Source organism: Streptomyces sp. R302 (assembly GCF_012927245.1).
GTDB lineage: Bacteria > Actinomycetota > Actinomycetes > Streptomycetales > Streptomycetaceae > Streptomyces.
Genome location: NZ_JABBGE010000007.1, coordinates 392,897 through 409,263 on the forward strand (window position 1 = coordinate 392,897; position 16,367 = coordinate 409,263).

The 16,367-nt window shown below is 74.3% G+C and carries 14 protein-coding genes and 1 pseudogene; 10 read left to right on the top strand and 5 right to left on the bottom strand.

Annotation, left to right across the window (positions count from 1 at the left end; all coding sequences use genetic code 11):
* The first annotated feature begins 80 nt into the window (after positions 1–80).
* Both HHL19_RS23605 and HHL19_RS23610 read left to right on the top strand, forming a co-directional pair.
* Positions 81–374 carry a hypothetical protein gene (locus HHL19_RS23605; protein ID WP_206325105.1) on the top strand — a complete coding sequence of 98 codons (294 nt, stop codon included), beginning with the start codon at positions 81–83 and terminating at the stop codon, positions 372–374.
* A gap of 89 nt (positions 375–463) precedes the next feature.
* Positions 464–1,294, top strand: coding sequence for a hypothetical protein (locus HHL19_RS23610; RefSeq protein WP_169092290.1), 831 nt, complete (start codon positions 464–466; stop codon positions 1,292–1,294).
* Between the two features lie 36 nt (positions 1,295–1,330).
* Here the strand turns inward: HHL19_RS23610 and HHL19_RS23615 are convergent, their stop codons facing one another.
* Complete coding sequence (locus tag HHL19_RS23615) at positions 1,331–1,876, bottom strand: MOSC domain-containing protein (protein WP_169092291.1); 546 nt, start codon at positions 1,874–1,876, stop codon at positions 1,331–1,333.
* Between the two features lie 46 nt (positions 1,877–1,922).
* Entirely contained in the window at positions 1,923–3,017 is a 1,095-nt protein-coding gene (locus HHL19_RS23620; RefSeq protein WP_169092292.1) for an acyl-CoA desaturase, read from the bottom strand.
* Between the two features lie 470 nt (positions 3,018–3,487).
* Between HHL19_RS23620 and HHL19_RS23625 the strand changes: the two are divergent.
* From HHL19_RS23625 to HHL19_RS23655, 7 genes and pseudogenes are all read left to right on the top strand, one after another.
* Positions 3,488–6,405 (top strand): annotated as a pseudogene (locus HHL19_RS23625) (DEAD/DEAH box helicase).
* A complete protein-coding gene (locus HHL19_RS23630) occupies positions 6,402–7,901 on the top strand; it encodes an SWF or SNF family helicase (RefSeq protein WP_206325106.1) in 1,500 nt (499 codons plus the stop codon). Before HHL19_RS23625 ends, HHL19_RS23630 begins: the two are co-directional and overlap by 4 nt.
* Positions 7,902–8,261: 360 nt before the next feature.
* On the top strand, positions 8,262–9,773 hold the full coding sequence (locus HHL19_RS38205) for an ATP-binding protein (protein ID WP_169092293.1): 1,512 nt from the start codon (positions 8,262–8,264) through the stop codon (positions 9,771–9,773).
* Between the two features lies 1 nt (position 9,774).
* Positions 9,775–10,182: a roadblock/LC7 domain-containing protein gene (locus HHL19_RS23640; protein ID WP_169092294.1), complete on the top strand. Its 408-nt coding sequence runs from the start codon at positions 9,775–9,777 to the stop codon at positions 10,180–10,182.
* Positions 10,179–10,535, top strand: coding sequence for a DUF742 domain-containing protein (locus HHL19_RS23645; RefSeq protein ID WP_169092295.1), 357 nt, complete (start codon positions 10,179–10,181; stop codon positions 10,533–10,535). Before HHL19_RS23640 ends, HHL19_RS23645 begins: the two co-directional genes overlap by 4 nt.
* Positions 10,516–11,139: an ATP/GTP-binding protein gene (locus HHL19_RS23650; RefSeq protein WP_169092296.1), complete on the top strand. Its 624-nt coding sequence runs from the start codon at positions 10,516–10,518 to the stop codon at positions 11,137–11,139. Before HHL19_RS23645 ends, HHL19_RS23650 begins: the two co-directional genes overlap by 20 nt.
* The gene (locus tag HHL19_RS23655) at positions 11,136–12,635 is read left to right on the top strand and encodes a cytochrome P450 (protein ID WP_169092297.1); all 1,500 of its coding nucleotides are present in this window, start codon (positions 11,136–11,138) and stop codon (positions 12,633–12,635) included. Before HHL19_RS23650 ends, HHL19_RS23655 begins: the two co-directional genes overlap by 4 nt.
* 5 nt (positions 12,636–12,640) lie before the next feature.
* Here HHL19_RS23655 and HHL19_RS23660 read toward each other — a convergent pair whose 3' ends face one another.
* A complete protein-coding gene (locus HHL19_RS23660) occupies positions 12,641–13,777 on the bottom strand; it encodes a hypothetical protein (protein ID WP_169092298.1) in 1,137 nt (378 codons plus the stop codon).
* Between the two features lie 277 nt (positions 13,778–14,054).
* Complete coding sequence (locus HHL19_RS23665) at positions 14,055–14,702, bottom strand: alpha-ketoglutarate-dependent dioxygenase AlkB (protein ID WP_169092299.1); 648 nt, start codon at positions 14,700–14,702, stop codon at positions 14,055–14,057.
* 98 nt (positions 14,703–14,800) lie between these two features.
* Between HHL19_RS23665 and HHL19_RS23670 the strand changes: the two genes are divergently transcribed.
* Positions 14,801–15,304: an HD domain-containing protein gene (locus HHL19_RS23670; RefSeq protein WP_169092300.1), complete on the top strand. Its 504-nt coding sequence runs from the start codon at positions 14,801–14,803 to the stop codon at positions 15,302–15,304.
* A 261-nt stretch (positions 15,305–15,565) separates the two neighbouring features.
* Here HHL19_RS23670 and HHL19_RS23675 read toward each other — a convergent pair whose 3' ends face one another.
* Positions 15,566–16,309, bottom strand: coding sequence for a class I SAM-dependent methyltransferase (locus HHL19_RS23675; protein WP_169092301.1), 744 nt, complete (start codon positions 16,307–16,309; stop codon positions 15,566–15,568).
* Positions 16,310–16,367: the final 58 nt, after the last annotated feature.

A 16,367-nucleotide genomic window follows, 5' to 3' on the forward strand; every position in this document is an offset into this window, starting at 1 on the left:
CACTTCACTGTCTACCGTGGTCGTGCCGGGCAGCCGTGCCCGGGGAAAGGCGGCCGGCCGTGGCACGGATAGCGGAACGCATGCGCAAGCTCCTCCCCTCCGCCCGACGCGCGTCCGGGAGCGGGGCCGCCCCTCCCCCGGCTCGCTCCGGGCGCCAGGGCCGCAACCTCTTCGAGGCGGCGGCGGTCTATGTGGCCGCCTGCGCCGAGGACGACCAGGAGCGGATGGACGAGGCCGCGACCTGGGTCTCACCGGGGCAGCTCAGCTTCGGCGTCAACGAGCTGGCCTGCCGCGCCCTGCTCACCCTCGCCCGGGAACGCGACCAGACCCCCGAGACCGTGGCCCGCGCGCTGCTCGGGATCAAGGGGCGCTGAGTCTCACACTCCACAGGCCCTCGACGCATGGATTACTCGGTAGTAGGGTGCGCCGACGATCCGATGGCGAGCGAGTGAGGGAGCGTGTGGTGGCGGCTACGGAACCGGCGGCGGGCGACGACGCGCTGTACGTGCTGACCGCGTGTCTGCTGACGCCCGCGCGCTTCCCGAGCGTGCTCGGCGACGACTATCCGGCGGCCTGCGCGGCCCTCGGCCTCGAACCGTACGAGCAGGGGTACGGGCTGATCTTCGGCCAGGACGGGCTCGGCGCGCGCTGGACGGTCGTCATCGACGACGTCTCGCTGGTCGCGGTGGCCATCGCCTCCTGGGACTGCGGCATGGCCTACGACCTGTCCCCCGACGAGGAGTCGGTCGTCGCCGGGCTGCCCGGCTGGCCGCTGCCCGTCGCCACCCAGGCCCCCGGCGTCCCTGACCCGCACGACCCCGAGCCGGAGGAGGGCGACCCCGCCCCGCTGGCCCCGCCCGCCGAGGACGCGTGGACCCCCGCCCACCGGCGGCTCGGCGCCGACGAGGTGGCGCTGCACTGGAACGCGTGGCGGGAGCAGATCGGGCCCCGGCCGACCGCGGAGCGGTCGGCCACCGCCGACGCGGCCCCGGGGGCCGCGCCTTCCGACGGCGCGGCGCCCGACGCGTACGCCGGTGTGCGCCGGGCCATGGACGAGCTGCACGGCTATCTGGAGGCGCCGCCGCCGGTGGGCCGGGTGCGGTCCGACGCGAGCGGCGAGGGCGTGCGGACGCTCCGCGCCGACGGCCCCGGCTGGTCGCTGGTGGCCCGCACCGACGACATGGCCTTCTTCCTCCTCGACGAGCTTCCCCGCGAGGTCCTCCCGGTGGCCCCGGGCCCCCGGCTGCCCGCGCTGCTCGAAGGGCTCGACGCCATCGCCGTACGCCCTTCCTGAGTCACCCGCCCCCGCCCCACCTCGAAGGGGAGGGCGTCAGACGCGCTCCAGCGGGCGGTGCGGCTCGGCCGGGAGTCCGACGCGGATCGGGTCGCCGGGGCGCACCTCGCCGCCGGTCAGGACGATGCCCATGATCCCGGCCTTGCGGACGAGCGCGCCGTCGGCGTCGCGGCCCACGACCTGCTTGAGGAGTCCGTGGCGGAAGCCGTCGATCTGGGCGCAGGGGTTGCGCAGTCCGGTGATCTCGACGACGGCCTCCGCGCCGAGGTGGAGTCGGGTGCCGGTGGGCAGGGCGAGCAGGTCGACGCCGCGGGTGGTGACGTTCTCGCCGAGGTCGCCGGGGGCCACCGCGAAGCCGGCCTCGGCGACCTCGTCGAAGAGTTCGGCGTGGATGAGGTGGACCTGGCGGAGGTTCGGCTGGGTCGGGTCCTGGGCGACGCGCGAGCGGTGCTTGACCGTGACGCCGGCGTGGACGTCCCCGTCGACGCCGAGCCCGGCGAGGAGCGTGATGCTCTCCCGGTTGGGCTTGGTGAAGGAGTAGGTGCCGTTGCTGCTGACCGTGGTGACGGTGCCGTCGTCCATGTGCGACCCCCCTGGTGCGCGCTGCTGACCGGATTCGCGTTCGACCCTACTCCGGCCGGCCCGCGTGCTCCTCGCGGAGGGTGGCGCCGACGTCGTGGAGGTGGCCGAGGGCCTGCCGGTAGGAGTCGACGAAGCCGGTCTCGGTGTACGGGATGCCCAGGGCCCGGCAGTGGGCGCGGACGGCGGGCTGGACGAGGCGCAGGTGGGGGCGGGGCATCGACGGGAAGAGGTGGTGCTCGACCTGGTAGTTGAGGCCGCCGAGGAACCAGTCGGTGAGGGCGCCGCCCCGGATGTTGCGGGAGGTGAGGACCTGGCGGCGCAGGTGGCCCCAGCTGTCGCCGTCCTCGTGCTCGTCGGGCCGCTCCATGCCCTTGTGGTTGGGGGCGAAGGCGAGGCCGAGGTGGACGCCGAAGAGCATCTGGTGGACGAGCGCGAAGACCAGCGCCTGGGCGGGCGTGAGGGCGGTGAGGAGCAGCGCCGCGTATCCGGCGAAGTGGAGGACGAGCAGGGCGGCTTCGGTGAGGCGTGCGCGGCGGGTGCGGTACGGGCCCTCCTTCGCGAGCAGGGCCTGCACGCCGTACAGCTTGAGCGCGAGGCCCTCCAGGGTGGTCAGCGGGAAGAACAGCAGGGCCTGGTGGCGGGTGAGGAAGCCGCGCAGGCCGGTCCGGCCGGCGGTCTGGTGCTCGGCGAAGACGAGGACGTCGGCGGCGACGTCGGGATCCTTGTCGAGGTGGTTGGGGTGGGCGTGGTGGCGGTTGTGCTTGTCGTTCCACCATTCGCGGCTCATGCCGAGGAGGAGGTTGGCGTGGACGAGCTGGATGACGCGGCCGGCCCGGCGGTCGGCGGTGATCTGGGCGTGGCCGGCGTCGTGGGCGAGGAAGGCGGCGCGGGCGGAGAGCAGTGCGAGGGGCACGGCGAGCAGGACGGACCACCAGGCGGGGCCGGTGAGGAGGAGGGTTCCGGCGACGGCGGCGAAGCCGAGGAGGGTGACGGCGATGTCCCGGGCGTACCAGCCGGGCCTGTGGTCGAGGAGTTTCTGGCTCCGTACCAGGCGCAGGAGCGGGGAGAACTCGCTGCCGGCGGCCCGGTTCCGTGCGGCGGGCGGCGCCGGGGCGGGTGCGAGGGCGGTGGCCTGGGACATGGGAGGGCTCCGGCTTCTGTGAGGTGGGCTGCCGCCGTCCGCGCCGAGGGCCGTCCGCGCCGGGGCCGGTGACAGGTCTTCACCGTAGGAATCGGTGACGGGGCGGAGCCATGGCGTCACCACCCGGCCGTGGGCGGGGGCGGACCGGGGGCGGGGGGTGGGGTGTTCCCCACCCCCGCCCCCAGAGCGCCGGATCCCACCCGCCGAGGCACGGGTTCCCGCTCCGGCCAAGGCGGTGCGCATGTGTCGGGTGTCACGCACGGATGTGCGCGGTCGGGGGCAAGGGTGGGGTAGGGTCGGCCGCTCCGTCTCGCAGGTAGTCATATGTGGGGAATGTGTTGACGTCGTCGCTCCGCTCGTCCGGCCCCGGTTCCGAATCCTCCGTCCCGCCCGTCACACCCCTCCCGCCGCCCGGTGCCGGTGCTCCGGCCGCCGTCTTCCTCCCCGCCGACCCGCCCCGGGCCGGCCGGATCGCGCTCTGGTCGCCCGCCGGCGAGCCGCTGTACGCGCCGCCGGGGGCGGTGGAGGACGTGCTCACGGTGGTGGACGACGCGGACCTCCGGCCCGTGTCCGTCCCCGCGGCGCTGCTGCCGGTACGGGACGCGCTGCCGTTCCTCGCCGGTGCCCGGCTCTCCGGCGGGGCCGATCCGGCGGCCGCGTTCTGGGGCGGTGCGGCGCTCCTCGCCCTGGACCTCGTCGCGCGCGGCCTGCTGCTGCCCGGGGTGACGGCGGACGGTCACGACGCGTGGCGGGCCGGGCCGTTGGGGCCCGAGGACCTGGAGCGGCTGCGGACGCTCGCCGCGTCGATGCCGCCCACCGCGCACGCCGTCCCGCTCGCCCCCGTGGAGGGGGCTCAGGGGGCGGAGGACTGGCTGCTGCCCGAGCCGGAGGAGCTGCTGCGGGCCTTCCTCGACGCGGTCGCCGACGCCCTCCCCCGTACCCCGGCCGCCGCACTCGCGGCCGGCGGCCCGGCGTTCGCCGCCGAGGAGGCGCAGTCCGTGCCCGAACAGCGGGCGTGGGCCGCCGATCTGGCGGCCGGTCACGACGCGGGCGTACGGCTGTCGCTCCGCCTCGAACTGGTCGGCGGCGACGCGGCCGGGGCGGAGGCGCCGGGCTTCGCGCGGTGCTCCAACTGCAATCCGCCGCCGATCCCGCGGTGGTCGTGGACGCGGCCGACGCCTGGTCGGGCGTCGGACCCGCGGCGGCAGCGCTCGGCCCGCGCGCCCGGATGGACGCGCTGCTCGCGCTGCGGCGGGCCGCCCGCGCCTGGCCCGCGCTCACCCCGCTGCTGACGGCCGCCGTGCCCGACTCGATGGAACTGGCCGACGAGGAGCTCGTGGAGCTGCTCGGCCCGGCGTCCCGGGCGCTGGCCGCGACCGGCATGCGGGTGCACTGGCCGCGTGACCTGACGGACCGGCTGACCGCGCGCGCGGAGATCGGGCCGATGGAGGCGGCGCCGGGAGCCGGTGTCGCGACCGGACCCGGGACCGGTCCGGGGGTCGGTGCCGTGACCGGTCCGGAGGCCGGTGCCGTGGCCTTCGCCCCGTACAACGAGGACGCGGACGGGAGCGGGGGCGCGGGAGCAGGCGCGGGCGGTGTGCCGTCGTTCCTCTCCGCCGACGCGCTGCTCGCCTTCAACTGGCGTTTCTCCCTGGGTGATCGGGAGCTGACCCGGGAGGAGCTCGACCGGCTCGCCGAGGCCGGGCGGCCGCTGGTGCGGCTGCATGACCGGTGGGTGCTGGTCGATCCGGCGGAGGTGCGGCGCGCCCGGGAGCGGCAGGACCGCAAGGTGACGCCGGTCGACGCGCTCGCGGCCGTGCTCACCGGCACGACCGAGGTCGACGGCCATCGGTTCGAGGTGGTCGCGAGCGAGGCCCTGGAGCGGCTGCGCGAGCGGCTCGCCGACCCCGAGGGAGGGGCCCGTGAGGTGGCGCAGCCGGCCGCGCTCGCCGCCACCCTGCGCGACTACCAGCTGCGCGGCCTGAACTGGCTGCACCGGATGACCTCGCTCGGTCTCGGCGGCTGTCTCGCCGACGACATGGGGCTCGGCAAGACCATCACCGTCATCGCGCTCCATCTGCACCGGCAGGACGAGCCCGCCACCGCGGGGCCCACGCTGGTCGTCTGCCCGACCTCGCTGATGGGCAACTGGCAGCGGGAGTTCGAGCGGTTCGCCCCCGGCACGCGGGTGCGCCGCTTCCACGGCGCCGGCCGCGACCTGGACGGGCTGGGTGCCGGGGACGTCGTCCTCACCACGTACGGCACGATGCGGCTCGACGCCGAGCGGCTCGCCGCCCGGGCGTGGGGGCTGCTGGTGGCGGACGAGGCCCAGCACGTGAAGAATCCTTACTCCGCCACCGCCCGCCGGCTGCGCACGATCGATGCACGCGCGCGTGTGGCGCTGACCGGCACGCCGGTGGAGAACAACCTCTCCGAGCTGTGGGCGATCCTCGACTGGACGACGCCGGGGCTGCTCGGCGGGCTCGGTGCCTTCCGGCGCCGGTACGCGGCCGCCGTCGAGGGCGGCGGCGACCCGGCCTCCGTGGAGCGGCTCGGCGCCCTCGTCCGCCCGTTCCTGCTGCGCCGCCGCAAGTCCGACCCGGGCATCGCGCCGGAGCTGCCGCCGAAGACCGAGACCGACCGGGCCGTCTCCCTGACGCCGGAACAGGCCGGCCTGTACGAGGCGGTGGTGCGCGAGAACCTCCTGGCCATCTCGGCGGCCGAGGGGATGGCGCGGCGCGGTCTCGTGGTGAAGCTGCTGACCTCGCTCAAGCAGATCTGCAACCACCCCGCCCAGTACCTGAAGGAGGAGCGGCCCCGGATCGCCGGCCGTTCGGGGAAGCTCGAACTCCTCGACGAGCTGCTCGACACGATCCTCTCCGAGGGGGCGAGCACCCTGGTCTTCACCCAGTACGTGGGGATGGCCAGGATCCTGGAGGCGCATCTGGCGGCGCGCGGGGTGCGGACGCAGTTCCTGCACGGCGGCACCCCGGTGGCGGCGCGGGAGGCGATGGTCGCGCGCTTCCAGGAGGGCGAGGTGCCGGTCTTCCTGCTGTCGCTGAAGGCGGCCGGGACGGGGCTCAACCTCACCCGGGCCGAGCACGTGGTGCACTACGACCGCTGGTGGAACCCGGCGGTGGAGGCGCAGGCCACCGACCGGGCGTACCGGATCGGGCAGACGCGTCCGGTGCAGGTGCACCGGCTCGTCGCCGAGGGGACGGTCGAGGACCGGATCGCGGCGCTCCTCGCACGCAAGCGGGCGCTGGCCGACGCGGTGCTCGGCGCGTCCGGTGACACGCCGGCGGAGCTGACCGAACTGACCGACGCGGAACTGGCGGAACTGGTCTCCCTGCGCGGGGACGACGTCGCGAACGGGGACGGACGATGAGCGGGTACGGGACGACGGACGGGTACGGGACGACCGGCGGGTACGGGACGACCGGCGGGTACGAGGCAGAAGACGGGTACGAGGCGAACGGCGGGTACCGGGCGGCGGGCCAGGGCCAGGGCCGGGACCGGGGCCGGGACCGGGGCCGGGGCTCCGAGGAGCTCACCTTCGCGGCGGCGCCGCCGGTGCGCGGCGGGGCGTTCACCCGCACCTGGTGGGGCCGGGCATGGCTCAAGGCGCTGGAGGACACGGCGCTCGACGGCCGGCAGGTGAAGGAGGGCCGGAGGCACGCGCGCGCGGGGGCCGTCGGCGCCGTGTCGGTGCGGCCCGGGCGGATCACCGCCGTCGTGCAGGACCCCGACGGCACGGCGTACCGCAGCGACGTGCTGGTGCGCACCCTGACCGACGAGGAGTGGGACCGGCTGCTCGACCTCGCCGTCGACAGCGCCGGGCACATCGCCGCGCTCCTCGACCGCGAGATGCCGCCGCACCTGGTGGAGGACGCCGCGGGGGTCGGCGTCGACCTGCTGCCGGGCATCGGGGACCTGGAGCCGGAGTGCGGCTGCGAGGCGTGGGACCACTGCCCGCACACGGCGGCGCTCTGCCACCAGGTGGCGCGGATCCTGGACGAGGACCCCTTCGCGCTGCTGCTCCTGCGGGGGCGGGGTCAGGAGGCGGTCGTGGACGCGCTCCAGGCCCGCAGCGCCGCCCGCGCGGGCGGCGGGACGGAGGCGGGGGCGCCCGGGGACGCGGAGGCCGGGGCCGGGACGGGGGCCGGGGGCGTCGGCGGGCCGCGGGGCGTGTCGGCGGCGGAGGCGTACGCGCTGCGGGACATCCTGCCGCCGCTGCCCGCCGTGCCGGTGCCGGACGCGGCGCCCGGGGAGCCGCCGGCCCTCGACACGGAGACGGATCCGGAGCCGGGGGTGGAGCCCGCGGCCCTGGAGTTCCTGGCCGCGGACACCGCGGCCCGCGCCCACCGGCTGCTGACCGAGCTGCTCGCCGACCGCCCTATCGCCCCGGCGGGGGGTCTTTCGGTCGCCGAGGACGCGGTGCGGCTCGCGGCCGGCGGGCCGCCGGCGTGGGTGGCGGGGCGGCTCGCCTCGGGCACCGGGCGTTCGCGCGCGGAGCTCGACGTGGCCACGCGCGCGTGGCGGTGGGGCGGGGCCGCGGCCCTCGCCGTACTGGAGGGGTCGTGGACGCCGGACGGGGCGGCCGTGGCCCTGGCGGAGGCCCGGCTCGCCGAGGCGTGGGAGGACGGCGACGCTCCGGAGCTGGGCCGGTCGGGGACGCGGTGGACGGTGGCGGGCGGACGGGCGCAGCTGCGGCTCGGTGACGACGGCCGCTGGTGGCCCTACCGCCGAACCGACGGCAGCTGGGTTCCGGTGGGTCCCGCGGACCGGGATCCGGCGGCGGCGCTCACGACGGCGACGGTCGAGGGCGATCGGGACGACGAGCCGGAGGGCGCGGACTCCGGCTCGCGCGGCCTTTCGGAATGACCGGTAAAACCCTCGCAGTCTGATCATTTATTGTCATTTTCGATACGCATTCCCGCCCTCTTATAGGGCCAGTTTGATTGATAGAACCCTTCCTTCCATCGAGGTCACACGCCAATCGCGAACTGACTATGCTCCGCAGATGTGTTGCGCCGCGCTCACAGCGAGTCATGAACGCTGGGAGCGGGCGCCGACGGAGCACGGCCGCGAGGGGATGTTCGAGCACCTGTGCGTGATCGATCGCATGTCCGCTCTTTTTCCTGACGGTACGTCGCCCCACTTCAGTCCTTTCCCATTTCCGGACGTCGAGGGAAACCGTTGATGGTACGCGCAGGTTCAACTTCCAGAGCCAGGCCGGGTGCGATGGCTCCGGTGTGGCTCGTCCCACCGGGGGTGCTGGCCGCCCTCTTCGCCATAGGGCTGCTCTTCGCGCCTGCGCAGATACGGACTCCGGTGGCCTGGTACGGCTTCGCGGCGGTCTCCCTCACGCTCGGCAGCACCGCCCTGACCGTACGCCTCACCCGGTCGGCCGAGGAGGCCCGGCACACGGGGGCGCTCCGGGCGGCCCGGCAGGCCCACGCGGAGAGCGAGGCCGCGCTGCTCGCGCGCCTCGCCGACCAGCGGACGGCCACGGTGTGGATGGCCGAGCAGCTGCTCCCCGCGGCCGTCGCCCGGCTCCAGAAGGGCGACTCCACCTCGGAGATCGTGAACTCCATCCGAGTCGGCGAGCATCTCGACGAAGGCTTCACCCAGGCGCTCAAGGGAGCGCTGAGGACCCTCCTCCTCGCCGTCGAGGCCGAGGAGAACACCCGGGACTCCTCCCAGCGCGCCCTGGTGGCCGTCGCCCGCCGCGTCCAGGCGATCGTCCACCAGCTCGCCAAGGACCTCCGCGAGATGCAGATGGTCCACGGCACGGACCTCGTGCTCGCCCGCGGCCTGCAGGACGTCGACCACCGCAACGCCCTGATCGGCCGTCTCGCCGCCAGCATCGCCGTCCTCGGCGACGCCCGCCCGGGACGCCAGTGGTCGAAGCCCATCCCCCTCTACGACGTGCTGCGCGGCGCCATGTCGCGCATCGTCGACTACCCCCGGGTCAAGCTCCAGTCGGTCACCGAGGCCGCGGTCATCGGCCCCGGCGCCGAGCCGCTGATCCACCTCCTCGCCGAACTCCTCGACAACGCGACGACGTTCTCGCCCCCGCACTCCCCCGTGGAGGTGAGCGCCGTCGAGGTGCCCTCGGGCATCGCGATCGAGATCGAGGACCGCGGCGTCGGCCTCACCGAGGAGGTCCGCCAGCGCATCAACCGCGTGATGACGGACTCGACCTCGGGCCTCTTCCTCGCCGGCCTGGGCGAGGTGACCCAGCTCGGTCTGCCGGTGGTGAGCCGACTGGCCCGCGAGTACGGCTGCGACGTCGACCTGCGCCCCTCCGCCTACGGAGGCGTACGGGCCGTGATCCTCGTCCCCCGGCGCCTGATCACCACGGTGGAGAAGCCCGTCGTGAGAACCCCCGAACCCGCCCGGAAACGCGCGACCGGGCCCGTCCGGCCCCTGCCGTCGCGCGGCGGCGCCGCGGTGCCGTCGCCGGCTCCCGAGCCGCTGCCGGTCCCGCCGCCCACCCCCATGCTCCCCACCTCCTTCGACGAGGGCGCGGCGCCCTACATCGACGGGACGACCCTCAACGGGCTGCCCCGCCGCCGCCGCGACTCCCCCGTCCCGACGCCGGTCCTCCGCACCGGCCCCGAGCCCGCCCCCGCCCCCACCTCCACACGCCAGCCCGGGCTGATGTGGGAGGCCTTCAACGGCACCAAGCGACCGGACTCGGACTCCGCATCCCCCAACCCGCACAGCCAGCCGTCTGATGAGGTCGAATAACATGCAGCCACTGCCCAACATCGACTGGATGCTCACCGAGCTCGTGGGCGGCGTTCCGCACGTACGACACGTCGTCGTCCTCTCCGCGGACGGCCTCAGCATCGGCCAGGCCAACACCGCTCCCGACACCGCCGACGCCATCGCCGCCGCCTGTTCCGGCATCCAGAGCCTCGCCCGGGCGATCGCGCAGATGTTCCCGCACGGGAACGGCACCACCCACATGGTCGGGATCGAGGCCGACGGCGGCTACTTCTCCCTGATGGCGGCCGGCCCCGGCGCGTACCTCGCCGTCCTCGCCGACGCGGAGGTCGACGCGGGACTCCTCGGCGACCGTATGCGGACGCTCGTCACCAGGATCGGCCGGCACATGACGAGTCCGCCGCGTGAAGACGTCCGGCAGGCGATGTGACCTCGGAGAATCCGAAGCCCTGGGAGGAGGGCACCCCCGTCCCGCTGTACGTCATCACCGGCGGCGAGGGGTCCTCGGCCAAGACCTTCGACCTGGTCACGCTGATCGCGACGAGGTCGGCGCCGGACCCCTCCATGCAGCCCGAACAGGCATCCATCCTCACCATGTGCGAGTACCCGCTGTCGGTGGCCGAGGTGTCGGCCTACCTCAGCCTTCCGTTCAGCGTCGTCACCGTGCTGCTGTCCCAGCTCGTCGACGACCAGCGCGTCGAGGCGATTGCACCCGTCCCCGTCGCGGCCTTCCCCGACCGGGGCCTTCTGGAGGCGGTGATCCATGGACTACGCAGACTCTGACACGCTCAGGGCACCAGGCCGGCGCGAGACCGACCTGCTTCTTCCGCACGGCGCCCGGGGCGTCAAGGTCGTGGTCGTCGGCGGCTTCGGCGTCGGCAAGACCACGATGGTCGGCGCGGTGAGCGACATCCCGCCGCTGACCACCGAGGAACGCATGACGCAGGCCGGCGTCGGGATCGACCACAACCCCGGCGTCACCGGCAAGAACACGACGACCGTCGCGATGGACTTCGGCCGCATCAGCATCAACGAGGAACTGATCCTCTATCTGTTCGGCACACCGGGACAGGAGCGCTTCTGGTTCCTGTGGAACGGCATCTTCGAGGGCGCGCTCGGCGCCGTCGTCCTCGTCGACACCCGCAGGATCGAGGTCTGCTTCGAGATCATCACGCGCCTGGAGGACCGCCGCGTCCCCTTCGTGGTGGCCGTCAACACCTTCCCCGAGGCCCCCCAGTACCCGCTACCAGAACTGCGCACGGCCCTGGCCCTCAGCGACTCCGTCCCCCTGGTCACCTGTGACGCCCGCGACCGGGCGTCCTGCCGGGACGCCCTCCTCTCGCTGATGGTCTACCTGTGCACCCTCGCCGCCCAGGAGACCGCATGACCCTCCCCGCCCACGAGCACACGACACCGGCCGCGGGGCTCGTCCCGCCGCCCGGCTGCCCCGCCCACGTGGCCGACGGCCCCGGCGGAGCGACCCGGCTGTACGGCCCCGCCGCCGAGACCGACCCCATGGGCCTGTACGAGGAACTGCGCGCCGTCCACGGTCCGGTGGCGCCCGTCCTCCTCGACGGCGACGTCCGCGCGTGGCTCGTCCTCGGCTACAACGAGAACCGTGACGTGGCGACCCGCGCCACCCAGTACTCCCGCGACCCGCGGGTCTGGCACGGCTGGAGCACCGGGGAGATCGACCCCGCCACCTCCCCGCTGATGCCGATGATCGGCTGGCGCCCCGACTGCGTCTGCGCGGACGGCGAGGAGCACCAGCGGCTGCGCAGCGCGGTCACCGCCTCGCTCGACCAGTTCGACCACCGGGGCATCCGGCGCCGCATCAACCGCTTCGCCCACGAGCTGATCGACACCTTCTGCGAGGACGGCGAGGCGGAGCTGGTCGACCGCTTCACCGAGCACCTGCCGATGCTCACCCTCATCCACCTGCTCGGCATGTCCGACGAGGCGGCGCCGAAGCTGGTGCAGGCCGCGCGCGACCTCTTCAAGGCGACCGAGACCTCGCTCGCGAGCAACGCCTTCGTGGTCGAGAGCCTGGAGGGGCTGGTCCGCGAGAAGCGGCTGCGCCCGGGCATGGACATCGCCTCCGCGCTGATGTCGCACCCGGCGGGGCTCACCGACGAGGAGGTCGTGCACCACCTGCGGCTGATCCTCCTGGCCGGCTACGAGACCACCGCCAACCTGATGTCGAACGTGCTGCGCATGGTGGTCACCGACCCGCGGTTCCGCGGTTCGCTGGCCGGCGGTCAGATGACGCTGCCCGAGGCGGTCGAGCAGGTCCTGTGGGACGAGCCGCCGCTGATGGTCTGCCCCTCCCGCTACGCCAACGGGGACACCACGCTCGGCGGGCAGCGGATCATGGCCGGCGACATGCTGCTGCTCGGTCTGGCGGCCGGGAACATGGACCAGGTGGTACGCCCCGATCCCGCGGCGCCGGTGCACCACAACCGCGCGCACCTCTCCTTCAGCGCCGGCAGCCACGAGTGCCCCGGGCAGGACGTCGGCCGCATCATCGCCGACACCGGCATCGACATCCTGCTCACCCGGCTGCCCGACATCGCCCTGTCGATCCCGGAGGAGGAACTCACCTGGCGCTCGTCCACCTGGGCGCGGCACCTGACGGCGCTCCCGGTCGTGTTCGCGCCGCGGGCGCCGAGGGGCACGCAGTACGAGGAGCCGCTGCCGGAGGCCCCGGCGCCGCACGCCGCCGCGGTGCCCGGACCGGCCGCGGCGCCGGAGTCGGAGACCGTGACGGAGACCGCGACCGGGACGACGGCCCAGGGCGGGCCCTCCGATCCCGGGCCCGCCGCCCGGCCCGGGGCGTCGCCGTCCTGGTGGGAGCGGCTGCTGCGGCTGGTGCGGCTGCGGTAGTCCTGTCATGGCTCGGCGTCGAGGCCGAGCCCGACGGCGGAGGGGGGTGTGGCCGCGTGCCGGCCGGACCCCCCTCCGTACCACTCCCCGGGAGGCTCGGCGGGCAGCCGCTGGTCCGGGAAGGCCGGGTCGGTGGGGACGTACCGGGGGGCACCGGTGTACCAGGCGTGGAGGCCGGAGAGGAAGCTGCACGCCCCGCCGAGCCAGGTGTCGAGGCCGGACTGCTCCTCGGGGGTCAGTCCGGCCCTGCGGGCGAGCAGCGGGACGTCGTCCTCGCGGAGCTGCTCGAAGTCGCGCATGCGGGAGTTGACGAGGTGGACGGAGGCCGGGACGGCCTCGCGGAGGGGGATCCCCAGGGAGGTGCCGAGGACGACGACGAGGTTGTTCACGTCGTGCTCCTCGTGGACCTCCCGCTCGTAGGAGGCGATGTCGTTCGCCAGCCCCATGACGTCCATGAACGCGGCGACGAGTCCGCGGACGGTCCGATGGTGGCGGATCCGCTCCGGTATTCGGGCGCCCGTGGCGAGCTCCACCGAGTAGGGCGCGGTGTGGGCGGCGAAGCTCTCGCGGCGGAAGGGGGCGTAGTCGATGAGGTGGGGGACGCGTCCGGTGCGGCTGTTGGCGAGCTCCTCGACGCCGGCGTCGACGTAGCGGGCGAGGGCCCGGCTGAACTCCTGGCGCCAGTGGGCGAGTCGGGGCGGGAAGAGGTGCCGCTGGAGGTCGGCCATGCCGCGCTCGACGGCGTTGACGGGCTCGGGGAAGCGGGCGCCCTCGTCGGTGCGCAGGAAGCCGTGGAGGCGGACGGTGAAGTCGTGGGCGCCCTGGAGGTCGCTGGTCCGCTTGAAGGAGTGGGCGAAGTAGTCGTCCCAGGCGAGCGCCCAGATGTTGAAGCGGTGGTTGAGCCGGAGGGCGGCGGGCGAGGCGTCGGGCAGGGTCCAGGCGGTGAGCAGGTCCACCGTCATGGCTCGGAACTGGGTCGGGGTCCAGATCGGGCGGCCGTCGGCCCGTCCGTCGCCGTCGTCCAGCATGCCCATCTCGCGGGCCCAGGTCTCGCTCTCGGCGCGCAGGCCCGGCAGGTGCGGATTGACCTTGAGCGGATGAGGCATCCACAACTCGGGGATCTCGACGGCATGCAGGGGCATGGTCGCTCCACCTCCTTCAGTCCTCGGAATCCGTTTGTATGTTGCCGCTGTCACTGACGGCCGACAATTCCCGCCACGCAACGCTGCAAACCTGCCCGCCCGAACCGGCCCACAACCCCCGGACCGGACGGGTCCGGATCACGGTAACCCTGGCGTCTTGCTGGGCAGTTGTGTTCTCCTGAAGTCCCGGGGTCGTTCGCTGACCGCTGACGCGCGGTCGTCGACGGTCCTGACGACCATGGCCAGTTCCGGCTGGGCGGGAGACCCCGGCGCGGGGTCAGGCGACGCCGCGCGGGCGGAACTGGACGCTGATGCGGGGCCCGACGGCCCGGCCGGTCTTCGGCACCGCGTGGTCCCAGGTGCGCTGGCAGGAGCCGCCCATCACGACGAGGTCGCCGTGGCCGAGCGGGAGGCGGAGGGCGACGGGGCCGCCGCCGCGCGGGCGGAGCGCGAGGTCGCGCGGATCGCCGAGGGAGAGGATGGCGACGATCGTGTCGTGGGCGGCGGAGCGGCCGGTCCGGTCGCCGTGCCAGGCGACGCTGTCCCGCCCGTCCCGGTAGAGGCAGAGACCGGCGGTGGCGAAGCCCTCGCCGAGCTCGGCGGCGTAGTGCGCGCCGAGGGCGTCGCGGGCCTCGGTGAGTGCGGGGTGCGGGAGGGGCTCGCCCTCGCGGTAGTACGCGAGGAGGCGCGGTACGGCGACGACGTCGTCGTACATCCTCCGGCGCTCGGCCCGCCAGGGCACCCGTCGCGCCAGCTCTTCGAACAGCGCGTCGGCCCCCTGGAACCATCCGGGCAGGTGATCCACCCAGGCCCCGCCGGCCAGCGGCGTCCGCCGCAGGTCGCCCAGGGCCCCGGGCCCGGGCTCGTCGCCCTGGTCGAACAGGGAGCCCTGGAGGCCGGGGAGGTCCGGTGGTGCCGTGGTCATGGATCCAGGATAACCACGAAACCGAACAGATGAGCGATTCTATGGTCGGGGAGGAACGGGGCCCGGGAAGGCCGGGGAGGGCCGGGGATGATGGGGGCATGATGACGCTCGCCGAGGTGGACGCGCTGGCCGACCGCGCGCACGCCGGACAGGTCGACAAGATCGGGGTCCCCTACGTGGCACACGTACGGGCCGTCGCCGCGGGACTCGCGCCGCTCGGGACCGAGCTGGAGATGGCGGGGCTGCTCCACGACGTCGTCGAGGACACGGAGTGGACGGCGGAGGAGCTCCGGGCGGCCGGGGCGCCCGAGCGGGTCGTCCGGGCCGTCCTCGCGGTCACCAACGAGCCCGGCTGCCCGTACGAGGAGAAGATCCGGCGCGTCGCCCGGGACCCCGACGCCACCCTGGTGAAGATCGCCGACAACGCGCACAACAGCCGCGCGGACCGGGCGGCGGGGCTCGCGCCGGAGCAGCGCGAACGGCTCGCCGCCAAGTACCGGGCGGCGCGGCGGGTCCTGTGGGCCGCCGCGGAGCCGGAGCGGATCGCGACGATCCTGCGGATCGTCAACCCCGACCTGCTGCCGGAACTGACGGGGCCGTAGGGCCCGGGAGGGTCGCGGCACGGTCCCGGCGGGGGCGGGCGGCGCATCGGGGTGGTGCGGGGCGCGGGGCGGCGCATGGGGGGCGCGGCGCGACCGGAAGCCGCCGGTGCGGACCGGCGGCGCGAGCCGCGGGACGGTGGTGGACGGCAGCGCCACCACCGTCCCGGACCGGCGGGGAAGACGACGCGGCCCCCGCTCGGCCGGTCCACGGGCGCCCGGGGCGCCGGCGGCGCGGGGGCTTCGCGGCGGGTTTCGAGGCGGTCAGGCCCGGCAGCGGAGGAGTTCCAGCGGGGGATGGGCGAGGAGGTCGGCCCAGAAGTCCTCGCCGTAGGCCTCGTACCCCTCCGCGGAGATCGTCATCGGCACCCACTCGACGTCGGTGAAGCCGGCCTTGGCCAGGGCGTCCTCGTAGACCTCGCGGCGCGGGGCGGAGCCCACGATGGTGAGGGGGTGCGGGTCGAGGAGGGCGGTGACGCGGACGCGCGGGCCCGTCTCGATCTCCTCGCCGGTCGGTTCGCAGCGGAAGCCGTACGTCTCCAGGGAGGCGCAGTCGAAGGCGTAGTCGGGCTTCTGCGCGAAGACGTAGAGCCGGCCGCCGGGGACGAGGCCGCGGTGGATGTGGGCGCACATCCGCTCCAGCTCGGCGATGGATCCGGCGTAGTTGAGGCACTGCACGGCGAGCGCGAGGTCGAACGGCTCGGCCGGCGCGGCCAGTTCGGCGACGTCGCCGACCTCGTAGCGCAGACCGAGGGGGTCGCGGGCCTCGATGGAGCGGGCGGCGGCGATCATCTCGGAGGAGATGTCGACGCCGAGGACGTCGGAGGCGCCGCGCCGCTTGAGTTCGCGGCTGTAGAAGCCCGTGCCGCAGGCGAGGTCGAGGACGGACTTGCCGGTGACGTCCCCGACGAGTTCCAGAACGCTGGGCACCTCTCCGTAACGGCTGAGCGGCAGGGCCTTGAATCCCTCGAACGCCTCGCCGATCCCGTCGTACTGCTGCACCGTCATCGTGCGCCTCCCCCTCGTGGTCCTCGGGTGGTGGTTCCGTCAGGCACCGAGTCTGCGT

Excerpts from the sequence above, each read along its gene's own strand:
- HHL19_RS23670 (WP_169092300.1), top strand. The coding sequence starts at position 14,801 with ATGATGACGCTCGCCGAGGTGGACGCGCTGGCCGACCGCGCGCACGCC.
- HHL19_RS23675 (WP_169092301.1), bottom strand. The coding sequence starts at position 16,309 with ATGACGGTGCAGCAGTACGACGGGATCGGCGAGGCGTTCGAGGGATTC.
- HHL19_RS23630 (WP_206325106.1), top strand. The coding sequence starts at position 6,402 with ATGAGCGGGTACGGGACGACGGACGGGTACGGGACGACCGGCGGGTAC.
- HHL19_RS23655 (WP_169092297.1), top strand. The coding sequence starts at position 11,136 with ATGACCCTCCCCGCCCACGAGCACACGACACCGGCCGCGGGGCTCGTC.
- HHL19_RS23620 (WP_169092292.1), bottom strand. The coding sequence starts at position 3,017 with ATGTCCCAGGCCACCGCCCTCGCACCCGCCCCGGCGCCGCCCGCCGCA.
- HHL19_RS23640 (WP_169092294.1), top strand. The coding sequence starts at position 9,775 with ATGCAGCCACTGCCCAACATCGACTGGATGCTCACCGAGCTCGTGGGC.
- HHL19_RS23615 (WP_169092291.1), bottom strand. The coding sequence starts at position 1,876 with ATGGACGACGGCACCGTCACCACGGTCAGCAGCAACGGCACCTACTCC.
- HHL19_RS38205 (WP_169092293.1), top strand. The coding sequence starts at position 8,262 with ATGGCTCCGGTGTGGCTCGTCCCACCGGGGGTGCTGGCCGCCCTCTTC.
- HHL19_RS23660 (WP_169092298.1), bottom strand. The coding sequence starts at position 13,777 with ATGCCCCTGCATGCCGTCGAGATCCCCGAGTTGTGGATGCCTCATCCG.
- HHL19_RS23650 (WP_169092296.1), top strand. The coding sequence starts at position 10,516 with ATGGACTACGCAGACTCTGACACGCTCAGGGCACCAGGCCGGCGCGAG.
- HHL19_RS23665 (WP_169092299.1), bottom strand. The coding sequence starts at position 14,702 with ATGACCACGGCACCACCGGACCTCCCCGGCCTCCAGGGCTCCCTGTTC.
- HHL19_RS23605 (WP_206325105.1), top strand. The coding sequence starts at position 81 with ATGCGCAAGCTCCTCCCCTCCGCCCGACGCGCGTCCGGGAGCGGGGCC.